The sequence below is a fragment of the Corynebacterium sp. CTNIH16 genome, assembly GCF_032821655.1.
In the GTDB taxonomy this organism is placed as follows: domain Bacteria; phylum Actinomycetota; class Actinomycetes; order Mycobacteriales; family Mycobacteriaceae; genus Corynebacterium; species Corynebacterium marquesiae.
Genome location: NZ_JAVBIG010000010.1, coordinates 61695 through 74610 on the forward strand (window position 1 = coordinate 61695; position 12916 = coordinate 74610).

Annotated in this window: 11 protein-coding genes; 4 read left to right on the plus strand and 7 right to left on the minus strand. The window is 60.1% G+C overall.

Features of this window, described 5'->3' with window-relative positions; translation table 11 throughout:
• Positions 1-11 precede the first annotated feature (11 nt).
• Positions 12-1910: an N-acetylmuramoyl-L-alanine amidase gene (locus tag RAE04_RS09255; protein ID WP_317027183.1), complete on the plus strand. Its 1899-nt coding sequence runs from the start codon at positions 12-14 to the stop codon at positions 1908-1910.
• Here RAE04_RS09255 and RAE04_RS09260 read toward each other — a convergent pair.
• The 6 genes from RAE04_RS09260 to serS form a co-directional block, all read right to left on the minus strand.
• Positions 1907-2737: an HAD family hydrolase gene (locus RAE04_RS09260; protein WP_317027184.1), complete on the minus strand. Its 831-nt coding sequence runs from the start codon at positions 2735-2737 to the stop codon at positions 1907-1909. The genes RAE04_RS09255 and RAE04_RS09260 overlap by 4 nt on opposite strands.
• Before the next feature lie 22 nt (positions 2738-2759).
• Positions 2760-4307, minus strand: a complete 1548-nt coding sequence (gene glpK, locus RAE04_RS09265) for a glycerol kinase GlpK (protein WP_317027185.1) — start codon at positions 4305-4307, stop codon at positions 2760-2762.
• Between the two features lie 28 nt (positions 4308-4335).
• Positions 4336-5073, minus strand: a complete 738-nt coding sequence (locus tag RAE04_RS09270) for an MIP/aquaporin family protein (RefSeq protein WP_225746291.1) — start codon at positions 5071-5073, stop codon at positions 4336-4338.
• 3 nt (positions 5074-5076) lie between these two features.
• Entirely contained in the window at positions 5077-6801 is a 1725-nt protein-coding gene (locus tag RAE04_RS09275) for a glycerol-3-phosphate dehydrogenase/oxidase (RefSeq protein WP_239278608.1), read from the minus strand.
• A 298-nt stretch (positions 6802-7099) separates the two neighbouring features.
• Entirely contained in the window at positions 7100-8635 is a 1536-nt protein-coding gene (locus RAE04_RS09280; RefSeq protein ID WP_317027186.1) for a lysophospholipid acyltransferase family protein, read from the minus strand.
• Between the two features lie 101 nt (positions 8636-8736).
• Positions 8737-9993, minus strand: a complete 1257-nt coding sequence (gene serS / locus RAE04_RS09285; protein ID WP_301716219.1) for a serine--tRNA ligase — start codon at positions 9991-9993, stop codon at positions 8737-8739.
• 65 nt (positions 9994-10058) lie between these two features.
• Here serS and RAE04_RS09290 point away from each other — a divergent pair, with 65 nt between their 5' ends.
• The 3 genes from RAE04_RS09290 to RAE04_RS09300 are packed head-to-tail and all read left to right on the plus strand — an operon-like array spanning position 10059 to position 12265.
• Positions 10059-10808 carry a GntR family transcriptional regulator gene (locus RAE04_RS09290; RefSeq protein WP_225746288.1) on the plus strand — a complete coding sequence of 250 codons (750 nt, stop codon included), beginning with the start codon at positions 10059-10061 and terminating at the stop codon, positions 10806-10808.
• Between the two features lie 36 nt (positions 10809-10844).
• Positions 10845-11918 (plus strand): septum formation family protein, encoded by a 1074-nt coding sequence (locus tag RAE04_RS09295; protein WP_317027187.1) that lies wholly within the window; start codon positions 10845-10847, stop codon positions 11916-11918.
• Positions 11918-12265, plus strand: a complete 348-nt coding sequence (locus RAE04_RS09300) for a metallopeptidase family protein (protein WP_049377520.1) — start codon at positions 11918-11920, stop codon at positions 12263-12265. The genes RAE04_RS09295 and RAE04_RS09300 overlap by 1 nt, the downstream gene beginning before the upstream one ends.
• Here the strand turns inward: RAE04_RS09300 and RAE04_RS09305 are convergent.
• Positions 12262-12915 carry a histidine phosphatase family protein gene (locus RAE04_RS09305; protein WP_239274049.1) on the minus strand — a complete coding sequence of 218 codons (654 nt, stop codon included), beginning with the start codon at positions 12913-12915 and terminating at the stop codon, positions 12262-12264. The genes RAE04_RS09300 and RAE04_RS09305 overlap by 4 nt on opposite strands.
• Position 12916: the final 1 nt, after the last annotated feature.

Genomic DNA, 12916 nt, shown 5'->3' on the forward strand with positions numbered 1-12916 from the left:
GGGAGATAACAGTGCAACAACGACGTCGACTAGTACCCACCAGGTCAAAATGGTCCACCCCCGTCATCGCGGCGGTCACCTCCATCGCGCTCGCCGTGACGGCCGCATTCGGCGGACAGCAAGTTCTCAAGACCCAAGACTCCGGCAACGGCGGTCCCATTGAGGTCAAAAATTCCTCCTCTAGCTTCAGTGACGGCGAATCCATCGTCGTCGATGACCCAGCCGTAGCCGCTCAGGGCGAAGGCGAAAGCCGCCGCGCGGTCAAGCAATTCCACCGCGACGAAACCTTCAACATGTTCGCCGTCACCTGGGAGGGCAAGCGAGATATCAACTCCTTCGTCCGCTCCAAGCAGCAGGACGGTTCCTGGAGCGAGTGGCTGCCCATGGATGCAATGAATTACACCGAGGGCAAGAACGGCACCGAACTCATCTTCGTGGGCGATACCAACGATGTGCAGGTTTCTATGGCCAACGTTGACCTCGTGACCGGTTCCAACCTCGACAAGAAGGAAGACTCCCTCCTGGACAAGGCCGCCAAGGGCGCTGATGCCAACCGCCCCGCGCCGCTTGCGTACAACGTCGGCGATATCTCCCCCGTGGCCGATGAGCGCACCCAGGTTGCGGATCTCGACGCCGTGTTTATCGACGGCAACGCCCAAGAAGGCGAAGCCATCGAGCCCACCGCAGAAACCGCGGGCATGCCCAAGGTAGTCACCCGCGCCGGCTGGGGAGCAGACGAATCTAAGCGCTGCCAGCAGCCAACCTATGACGATGGCATCAAGGCCATGACCCTGCACCACACCGCGGGTACCAATAACTACACCCGTGCGCAGGCGGCGGCACAGGTACGCGGTGCCTACGACTACCATGCGCAGACCCTGGGCTGGTGCGATATCGGCTACAACGTACTGGTAGATAAGTTCGGTACTATCTATGAAGGCCGCTACGGCGGCTTGGACAAGGCCGTACAAGGTGCCCACGTGGGTGGCTTCAATTCCAATAACTGGGGCATTTCTATGATTGGCAACTACGAGCAGGCTGAGCCTTCCCGCGAGATGCTCAACTCCGTGGCCGAGATTGCTGGCTGGAAGGCCGCTATTTCTGGCATCGATCCAATGGGCAAGGCCAGCTTGTACTCCGGCGGATTCAACGGCTCCAAGTTCCCTGCAGGAACCATGGCCACCGTGCCGGCGTTCGCGGGCCATAATGATTTTCACTACACGGCCTGCCCGGGCCAGTACACCACGCGCCAATGGGATGAAATCCGTAAGAACACCAAGCGCAAGGCAGACGCCGTCAAGTCCGGTAAAAACAGTACGGATCTGAATTGGCAGAAGGCTCCCGAGTCTAATACTCCCAAGACCCCGCAGCAGGCGGGCGAAGAAATCATGTCCTCGCTTGGCGACGTCGAGGTCCCAGTCTCGACCATCTCCGCCCTCGCTGGAATCGCTGCCGCAGTCTTCGGCGTGCTCATCGCCAATGACCGCCTGCAGAAGCCTGATACCGATCAGAAGGTGGCGGGCAACTTGACCACCGGGGATATCCCGGAGATTGTCAACAAGGTTGTCCAAGTCTCCAACAACGAGGGCTTGAAGGAATCCTGGACCTCCGTGCTCAATGCCTTCGGCCCGGTCTTGGGTCTAGCAGTCGGCGGCCCGGATACCACCGATGGCGGCAAGATCCTCTACCAGCTCTTCCAGAATGGCGTGGTGCTTTCCTCCAAGGAGTCCGGCACCAAGGCGTTGACGGGTGAGATCGCCAAGAAGTGGTCCGAGGGCGATAATGCCTCCAAGCTCGGCCTGCCTGTCTCCAACGAGGAAAAGAATGGCAAGGAAATCCGCGTGAAGTTCCAGGGTGGCGAGATTGTCTACAACACCGAAACGGAAAAGGTAGACATCTTCACCGACTAGAACCAGCGCTCTAGCACCTTTGCGACGCCCGCCTGGTGGTTAGCCACGGTGACCGCATCCGCGGCCGCCTTAACCTCTGGGTGGGCGTTTTCCATGGCCACGCCGCAGCCAGCCCACGTCAGCATCTCGATATCGTTGGGCATATCCCCAAATGCGATCGTCTCCTGCTGAGCGACGCCGGTGTGTTGCGCCAGCCATTCCACCCCGCGGCGCTTAGTCACATTGGGCGCGGCAACCTCCAAAATTCCCTCTTGCATGGAATACGTCAGGTGCGCGAGCTCCGGATCGATGTGCGGCGCAATGAGCTCATAGAGCTCTGGGGCGGAGTAGTCCGTGTTGCGGATGAGGAACTTCACCGCCGGCTGCCCCACTAGCTCACCCATGCTGACCACGCCAAAGCCCTCAAACAGGGCGTTTTCGGAGTAGTGGCGCTCGACTACGAAGAGGTCCTCGACGGCGTCGGCAAGCGAGCCTCCAGCCCGCTCCGCGCCAAAGCCCACGGTGCCCAGTACGGTCTGGGCCACATCCACCACTTCCGCCAACGCGGCGGGCGAAAGCTCGTGGGCGGACATCACCCGATCCTCCGCGGAGTCATACAACACAGCGCCGTTCGAGGTCACGCATACCGGCCGCGCGGGCAGCTGCTCCAGCACCGGGGCAATCCAGCGGAACGGACGGCCGGTAGAAAGCGCAAAATAGGCACCCTGTTGGACCGCCCGCGCCACTGCGTCACGGTTGCGACGCGGGACACGGTGGTTGCGGTCCAGCAGGGTGCCGTCAATATCGCTCGCGATGAGGCGAGGAGCGCGGGCAGGGAAATTCTCCATACCCGCGAGTTTACGTCAGGACTTAGATGTTCAGGTCCTCGTCCTCATTATCCTCCCAGTCCAAGGAACGTTTAATAGCGCGCTTCCAGTCGCGGTAGAGGGCCTCTACCTCTTCCTTCTCGCGCTTCGGCTTAAACACCTTCATGTCTCCTTCCTGGCTACCCAAAACGCTCAGGTCCTCCCAGAAGCCATTGTCCAAGCCTGCCGCGAAGGCCGCGCCGGTGGCGGTGGTCTCGATATTCTTCGGGCGGTGTACTTCCACGCCGAGGATATCGGACTGGAACTGCATCAGCAGTTCATTCATGGTCATGCCACCATCCACGCGCAGCTCGGTAATCTCCACGCCGGAGTCCGCCACCATAGCGTCGGCAACATCGCGCGTCTGGTACGCGGTGGATTCGAGCACGGCACGAGCCAAGTGCTTGCGGTTAGCAAAGCGGGTCAGGCCCACGATGACGCCGCGAGCATCTGGGCGCCAGTACGGAGCGAAGAGTCCGGAGAAGGCCGGCACGATATAAACGCCGCCGTTGTCCTTAACTTCGCGCGCGAGGTTTTCGATGGACGCAGCGTTGGGGATGATCTGCAGGTTATCGCGCAGCCACTGCACCAAGGAACCGCCCATGGATACAGAACCCTCGAGGGCATACACGGGGCGCTCGCCCTCGCGCTGGAAGCAGACGGTGGTCAGCAGGCCGTTCTCGGAGAACTTCGGGGTGGTACCCGTGTTCAGCAGGAGGAACAGGCCGGTTCCGTAGGTATTCTTCGCAGAGCCAGCGCGGAAGCAGCCTTGGCCAAACATCGCAGACTGCTGGTCACCCAGGATGGCGCGGATAGGCACGCCGGAAAGCGAGCCGCGCTCACGCACGGTACGGAAATCGCCCAGGGACGGGCGAATCTCCGGCAGCATGGACATCGGGATGCCCATTTCCTTACACAATTCCTCATCCCACTCCAGATTTTCGATGTCCATAAGCAGGGTGCGGGAGGCGTTGGTGACGTCGGTGGCGTGCAGTGCTTCGCGGCCGGCATCACCCTCGGCGCCGCCGGTGAGGTTCCACAGCAGCCAGCTATCGATGGTGCCGAAGAGCAGGTCGCCTGCCTCAGCACGCTCGCGGGCACCTTCGACGTTATCGAGGATCCACTTCACCTTCGGTCCCGCCGGGTAGGAGTTGATGATCAGACCGGTGCGGCGGCGCCACTTTTCTGGTCCTTCCTCACCCGAGAGTTCCTTACAGATGGCGGTGGTACGGGTATCTTGCCAGACAATGGCGTTGTAGACCGGCTTACCGGTGTGCTTATCCCACACCACGGTGGTCTCACGCTGGTTGGTGATACCTACCGAGTCAATGTCTTCCACGGTGATGTCGCCATTGGCAAGAGCCTCACCGACGGCGCGACGGGTATTGCTCCAGATTTCTTCCGGATCGTGTTCTACCCAGCCTTTTTTCGGGAAGATCTGCTCGTGCTCGAGCTGGCCAACGGCAGCCTGCTCGCCGTTGTGGTCAAAGATGATGCAGCGCGTCGACGTGGTTCCCTGGTCGATAGCGGCGACGTATTTCTTGTTAGTCATGTGTCTAGTCTCCTATACGAAGATGGAATTAGAGCGCAACGGACAACAGGCCAACGGCTACGGCCGCGACCAATGGGGCCACGATAGGAACCCAAGCATAGCCCCAGTTCGCGCTACCTTTGTCCTGGATGGGCAAGATGAATGCATAAGCAATTCGCGGGCCCAAGTCACGGACCGGATTGATGGCATAACCCGTAGGGGTACCCAGGGACAGGCCGACCGACACCACAACGAAAGCAACGGCAAAGTAGCTCATTGGGCCAAGCTCGCCGCCGGTGGGGCCGAAGGCGATGAACATCAACAGCACGCAGGTGGCGATGAACTCCGTCACCGCATTCCAGCCGTTCTTAGGATGTGCCGGCTTGGTAAAGAAGATACCGTTGGTGTCCTTATTGGCACCGGTGACGTTTCCGGCGTCGTCGTAATTATTGGCGTCGAAAAGCTGCTTGAAGGCAGCCCATGCCAGGATGGCACCGAGGATAGCGCCGAGGATCTGGCCCAGGAGGTAATACGGCACCAGAGACCACTCGAGCGAGCCATTGACGGCCAACATTACGGTGACGGCGGGGTTAAGGTGCCCGCCCGTGGGATCGGCCACACTGGCACCGACGAAGACACCCATACCCCAACCCAGGGCGATAACGACCCAGTCGGAGCCGCGTGCGCCAGAGGTGCGCAGGTTCACCAGCGCACATACGCCGTTACCTAGAAGGAGCAGCAACGCAGTGCCGATAAACTCCCACAGGAATGCATCAAATCCGGTCATAACTTATACCTCGTTTTGGGTAGGTCGGGCGGATCCTGCGCGTACCAAAATGTCATTGGCCTCACGGTCAGTTACCGCAGCTTCTGCTTCAAGTTCGGCCTGTGTGTGGGCCTTGAATTGGGATACCTCGCGCTCCTTGTCGGCGTCGCTCCAGCCCAGCAGCGGTGCTACAAAATCAGCAACGGCCGGGGCGGCGTTCACACCGCGGTCGCCGAACTCGATGGCGATGCGCAGTCGGCGGGACAGGATGTCTTCCAAGTGCAATGCACCCTCGTGGGTGACGGCGTAGCGGACCTCGGCCCACAGGTAGGACTCGGCACCTGGCACTGGCTCGAGCAGGGAGGCGTCCTCAGTAGCTGGCGCTAGGACCTCGCCCAGCAAAGAGCCATAGCGGCCGAGCAGGTGCTCAATGAACTTCTCGCTCAGGTTGTAGCGACGAGCCAAGGACGGGACCTGGTTGGCCAAGGCGTGATAGCCGGCGGCACCCAGGATCGGAGTTTGCTCGGTGATGGACTCTGGGACCTTGGTACCCAGTTCCTTCACCGCTAGGTCCACGGCGTCCTTACCGATGACGCGGTACGTGGTGTACTTACCGCCGGCGACAGAGACCATGCCTGGGGCCACGCGTGCGACGGCGTGGTTGCGGGAGAGGTTAGTGGTGGAATCGGACTTGCCGGACAGCAGCGGGCGCAGGCCGGAGTAGACACCCACGATGTCATCGCGGGTGATCTGGCGGCGTACGCGCTGATTTACCTGGTCCAGAATGTAGTCAATATCGGACTTGGTCGGCGCCGGATCCGGCAAGGAGAGACCCTTTTCCCAATCGGTATCGGTGGTACCGATGATCCAGTACTCGCCCCATGGGATAACGAAGAGGACGGACTTTTCGGTGACGAAGCACAGGGCTGCCTCTGCATCAAGCGCATCCTTGGGCACAACGATGTGCACGCCCTTGGATGCGTGAACGGTGAACTTGCCCTCCACGCCGGCCATCTCTTGAATCTTGTCATTCCACACGCCGGTGGCGTTGATAAAGACCTTGCCGCGCACGGTGGTCTCGCGGCCGGTGGCGGTATCGCGAACCTTCGCGCCTACGATGCGGCCGCCGCGGTCCTTGTCAAAGCCAATGACCTCGGTATTGGTACGTACATCGGCACCATACTCGGCGGCGGTACGCAGCACGGTCATGGTGTGGCGGGCGTCATCAACCAAAGTGTCGTAGTAGCGCACGCCGCCCACAATGGCATCGTCCTTCAGGCCTGGGGTCACCTTCAGCACTCCCTTGCGGGTGAGGTGCTTCTGCATTGGCACACTCTTCGAGCCGCCCATGAGGTCATAAAGAGTAAAGCCACCGAACATCATCACGCGCTCCCATACGTGGTGGGTCAGCGGGAAGATGAACTTCAGTGGCTTCACCAGGTGGGGTGCCAGGGTAGACATATTGAGCTCGCGCTCCTTGAGGGACTCCGCCACTAGGCGGAAGTCAAACATGGCTAGGTAGCGCAGGCCACCGTGGAACATTTTGGAGGAGCGAGAAGAGGTACCTGCGGCGAAGTCGCGCGCCTCAATGACGGCGGTCTTGAGGCCACGGGTAGCGGCGTCCGCTGCCGCACCAGCGCCTACGGAACCGCCCCCGATGATGACTACGTCATAGTCCTCATCCGCGTATCCATTCCATAGATTTTCAAAGTATTCGGGGTTAAACGATTGGTTGCTTTGCTGGGTCATTGCTGACCGCATCTCCTTCCTTGGTGCTTGCATGTGCCTGCGCCATAAATCCATGAATGAGATGGCAAAAGCACAGCTAAGAGCAGTTAAATTGTGGTTTCGGCGGAAAGATTCACACCGCGGCTGCAGAGATTTTATCTCCTTAAACCTATGATAGGAGTCACCGACGTCAGTTACACAGATGGTTACTCACACGTAGGTTTCAGGCCCGTAAGCAGTAACTTTTCCTGAAATACTTAGCCACCCGAAAAGAAAAAGCACCCCCTCGCGGGGGTGCAAAGCAGACGCAAAGCCCGCGCTATTTCTGCGCTAACCGCGCCATCACTTCAAGCACTTCGGACATTCCGGCTTTCTCCGCAGAATATGTGACCGCTTGGGCGCCCTTGACCACCTCAATAGGGGCAGTTTCCAAAGCCACCACCGGCATCCAGTCAAGGAAATCCTCATCTCCTGGCTCGTTAGCAAAAACCAGGGCCTCCTCCGGCTTAGCTTGCAGATCCTCGAGGATGCGCTCCACGCCTTGTGCCGCGGTCGCGGCAGTGACGGAGAGTGCATTGGTATCGAGACGCGGCTGCACAGCATCCTCATCAAGGACAACGCTCCACACGGCCTGCGGAACATCCACCTCACCGGCGGGTGATATCACGATCAGGACTTCGGCCGCCGGGTAGATCTCCGCCAAAGCCTTGTGCAATCGCGGAGTCAGCGCGCCATCTTCCCAATTCAGCGCGCTGCTGTGCGCCACTACCACGCGGGGGATGGAAGAGAATTGCGCCTTCATGCGGTGCGGCAAGCGCGAGACGATAAGCCGGGATTGGGTAGCTGCCGCCAACAGGCCCTGCTCTGCTACGGAACCGGCCCATATCTCCTTACTGCTGGCCGTGATGGACGCTTGGGTTTGCGCCACATCCGACTTCAGCTGCGCCATGACATCCGCGACCTTATCGCGACCTTCATCCAAGCCGCGGGTTGCCTCTTCAACCACGGCGTTGAGGTTGTGCTTGATCCACTCCAAGGTCTCCGGGGCGGTACGCGCCTTATTCTTTGGCTCCTCCCCGTCCGTTCCCTTGGTGGCGGCCATGTGGTTGCGCACCAAGTCAACCGTAGTAACGGAGACGCGTTCTTTGAGGCCCACTAGATCGTCGCGCAGTCGGCGTACGCGGTGGCGTTCGGTTTCCACTTCAGCATCGTGAGCTTCTGCCTCCTCAAGGGTGGGAGCCCCTCCACCTTTACGGGCGGGCACCCAGTATTCACCGGCAGGCATGGGCCCAAATTCGGCTTCGTACTGCTCCCATAGTCCTTCCAACGCCTCTTGCATACGGCGTCGAATCTCCGCGGTATCAGCCTCCGCATCGCCGGTGGGATAGTACGGTTCGAGGGCGGTAATAAAGACAGGGGTCTTGGTCCGTCCCAGGTTCTTTTTGTGCCCCTTGGTCCACAGGCGCTGCGAACCAAAAATGACCTGTGGGATTACCGGCACCCCCGCCTCATAGGCAATGCGGGAGGCGCCACTTTTCATGCTGCGGATTTCAAAGCTGCGGGAAATTGTGCCTTCAGAAAACACGCCCACGAGTTCGCCGTCCTTGGCCAGCTGTACCGCTTGGCGGAAGGAGGCGCTGCCATCGATACGGTCAACTGGCACGTGGTGCATGGCCTTCAACAACGGCCCTGCCACTGGGGCTTTAAAGATTCCAGCTTTAGCCAGGAAGCGTACGAGACGCTTCTTGCGATAGGCCAAAAAGGCGCCAAAAAGGAAATCCATGTAGCCGGTGTGGTTGCAGACCAACACCGCGCCGCCCTTATCGGGGATATTTTCTTCCCCCGAAAGGCGCATTTTTAACCCCTGTGCCAGAGTCACCCCCCTGCCAATGTGGGTGATCTGGCGGTACAGGAAATTCGTCGCAGCGTTCATAACTCTCCAGGACGACGGCGGACTTACTGCGGGGTCAGGACATCCTTGCCCACGAACGGGCGCAGAGCCTCAGGGACAACGACGGAGCCGTCAGCCTGCTGGTGGTTTTCCAGAATGGCAACGAGCCAGCGGGTAGTCGCCAGCGTGCCGTTCAGGGTAGCTGCGGTCTGGGTCTTGCCGTTCTCGTCGCGGTAGCGGGTGGACAGGCGGCGAGCCTGGAAGGTGGTGCAGTTCGAGGTGGAGGTCAGCTCACGGTAGGTGTCTTGGGTAGGAACCCAAGCCTCATTGTCGAACTTGCGGGCCGCCGAAGAACCGAGGTCGCCACCAGCAATATCAATGGTGCGGTAGGGCAGTTCCATGGCTGCAAGCATGTCCTTTTCCATGGACAGAAGGCGCTGGTGCATTTCTTCCGCGTCCTCCGGCTTGCAGTAGACAAACATCTCCAGCTTGTCGAATTGGTGGACGCGCAGGATGCCGCGAGTGTCCTTACCGTGGGAGCCAGCCTCACGGCGGAAGCAGGAGGACCAGCCGGCGTACTGCAGCGGGCCATTGGAGAGGTCGATGATCTCATCCTTGTGGTAACCGGCAAGGGCCACCTCAGAGGTTCCTACCAGGTACATATCATCGGCCGGTAGGTAATAAACCTCATCGGAGTGCTGGCCCAAGAAACCGGTGCCGGACATAATGTCTGGGCGAACCAGAACTGGCGGGATCATCAGCTTGAAACCGGCTTCGCGCGCCTTCTGCGCCGCGAGCATCAGCATTCCCAGCTGTAGGAAGGCGCCATCGCCAGTAAGGTAGTAGAAACGAGCGCCGCCTACCTTAGCGCCGCGCTTGACGTCAATGAGACCGAGGGACTCGCCCAACTCAAGGTGATCCTTTGGCTCGAAGTCGAACTCAGGAATCTGGCCTACTTCTTCTACCACTACGAAGTCATCTTCGCCGCCGGCCGGGGCACCTTCAACCACGTTATCGAGCTTGTACTGCAGCTCTTCCACCTTGGCCTCAGCGGCAGATTGTGCCTCTTCCGCCTCCTTGACCTTGGCCTTCAGCTCATTAGAGCCCTCCAGCAGTGCCGGACGCTCCTCTGGAGAGGCTTGGCCAATCTTCTTGCCAAAAGCCTTCTGCTCAGAGCGCAGTTCGTCGGCCTTTTGGATAGCAGCGCGGCGCTGCTCATCAGCTTCCAAGAGCTGGTCTACGAGGGAGGGATCCTCACCTCGATTCACCTGGGAAGCACGGACAACGTCAGGGTTTTCGCGGAGTAGCTTGAGATCAATCACGAATGTAAGCTTAGCGCATTGGCAACCTCTTGCGGTGGTAATAACCAGCGAATTATGATGGCTTTATGTCCGCCGTTCAGCTCCCCGCCCGCACAATTACGGACGGTCCCGTTCCAAAACACACCCAATTGCACGATATCCTCGAAGAATTGTGCCGCACGACCCTCAAACCCGGCGATATCCTGCCCGGCGAGAGGCTTCTTGAAGAAACCTATGGCGTGTCACGGATCACGGTACGCCGCGCCATCGGGGATCTTGTCGCGGCCGGAAAACTGCGGCGCGTCCGCGGAAAGGGCACCTTCGTAGCGCCCAATCCCCTTGTCTCCCGGCTCCACCTAGCCTCATTCTCGGATGAGATGGGCGCACAAGACGTCACTGCCTCCTCCAAAATCCTTACCAGCGGACGCAGCAGCGCCCCGGAGGATGCCGCCCTCTTTTTTGATACGCCTGCCCAAACCGAACATATTCATCTGCGCCGCCTGCGCTTGGGCGATGGCGAGCCCTACTCCATTGATGACGGCTGGTATAACTCCACGTATGCGCCCAGCCTGCTAGAAAATGACACCTACAATTCGGTCTACGCCATCCTCGACTCCGTCTTTGACGTCCCCATCACCGATGCGGATCAAACGGTCTCGGCGATTTCAGCCGATGCGGACACTGCCCCGCTTCTCGACGTCCCCGTGGGCACCCCACTGCTGCACATCGTGCGCTACTCCCGCTCGGGTGATAGGCCGGTGGAGTGGTGTTCCTCCGTCTACCGCACCGACCGCTACCGCCTGACTACCCGGGTGGCTAGGGAGAACAGTATCTAGCCAGCACCCTGCTTAACAGGTAAGATTAAGGGCCTTATGAAGAAATCACCTGCGTGGCGTTCCGCTGTGGCCGTCCAGATTGTCTTGATTGCGGCAATCGCGGCGGCCGTTTTCATGGGCATCTATGGCGTTATCAGCTCCCACAAATCGGGTGGCGAAGATACTACCGCTGCCCAGCAGCACGATGGCGGAGATAACTCTGAGACTGCCGCCGCTAAGCCAGAGCCCTTCACCGCTGCGGCCGCCGGCGCTTGCTTGACGTGGGACATCGCCCAGGATGGCTCCGCCACCGGGTTCAAGGAAGTACCGTGCTCCGAACAGCACCGCTTCGAGGTTTCCAAGACCGAAGACCTGAGCGTCTACCCCACCAGCGAATTCGGCCCTGATGCCACCCGCCCAGCGCTTACCCGCCAACACCAATTGCGCGATGAGCTGTGCGAATCCGCCACCGTGGGCTATCTGCACGGGAAGTGGGATCCGAATGGTAAGTACGATGTGGCGTCCATTCTGCCGCCGCAGTCCGCCTGGGATCGCGGCGACCGCACCTTGCTGTGTGGCCTGCAAACCACCGATGATCACGGCGTACCGCAGCTTACTGTCGGCAACGTTGAGGCCTCCGAGCAGGCAAACCTCGCCAAGCCGGGCGAGTGCTTGGCCATCGATGACAAGCAAGTTCCGCACGTCGTCGACTGCGCTAAGCCCCACCAAATGGAGACCGTTTCCGTCATCGATGTGGGCAAGCAGTTCCCTGACGGCTACCCGGACGGCAAGGATATGGACAAGTTCCTGTCCGATACGTGTACCGCCGCTACTGAGGACTACCTAGGCGGCGAGGAGCAGCTCTACCAGTCCACGCTGCAACCATTCTGGGGCTCTATCACCGAGGCCTCGTGGAATGGCGGCACCAAGTCCGTCAATTGCTCCCTTGTGCATGCCCGCGAAGGCGGCGGTTTCTCTGCCATCACCGGTTCCGCTACCGGTGGTCGCCAAGCGCTGACTATCGACGGTCAACCGCCGGAGGAACGCCCTGAGCGCAATCCACTGCGTGAGGACAAGGACAATAGTCCGGCACCCGAGTCCGCCGCCCCCGCACCGGCCCCAGCGCCCTAATGGTCGAGGTATCAGAAGAGCGCTTCGATGAGATGGTCAACGAGGCGCTGGATCAAGTCCCCGAGGAATTCGTGCGCCGCATGCGCAACCTCGTCATCTTGGTTGAAGATGAAAATCCCGATAACCCTATGCTGCTAGGGCTCTACGAGGGCGTCGCACTGCCACACCGCACCTTTGATCACACCGGTTTCCTGCCCGATGCGATCTTCATTTACCGGAACACGCTGCAGCGCTGGTCCGGCAGCGAGGAAGAATTAGCAGAGCAGGTTAAGGTCACCGTATTCCACGAACTCGGCCATTACTTTGGCCTCGAAGAAGAGGAGCTGCACCGCTTGGGCTGGGGCTAGAGCTCCGTATCCGCCCACCGGGTTAACGTCCACTCACCAAAGTCCTTGCCGCGCGGTTCCATCACCATAAAGCGGCAATTGGCCAGGTAGCCGGTATAGGCAAAGTCGGCATCAACACCCGTGGCGTGTTTGGTGACCACGCGGATAGCGGCGCCGTGGCTGACGAGAATGACATCGTGGTCGTCGCCAAGCTGCTTCGCAATGCCCTCCAGCACCGGCTGGTAGCGCGCCAGCACATCCTCCAAGGTCTCGCCGCCCTCCATCCCGGCGCCGCGCTCGCCATCGCACCAGCCACGCATAGCCACCATGTGCGACCGATGGGCATCTTCGCTACCGTCCATCTCCCAGTCACCGGCGAAAATTTCGTGCACGCCGGAGATTACGTCAACGCGCTGAGAGAATTCCGGCATACCGCGCTCCTGCTCAAAGGCACGTGCCGCCAGCATCGCGGTCTGCTGAGCGCGCAGGGCAATGGAGCATTTAAATTCCACCTCGCGCTCGCCCACCAACTGCGCTAGCTCCCGGCCTACCTCCGTGGCTTGGTCGCGCCCGCGCTCGGTAAGCTCTGCCCCGGGCGGGCGGGTATCGAGGAGGCGGGAAATATTGGAATAGGTCTGGCCGTGACGCAGCAGGATAATTCTTCCGGGCATG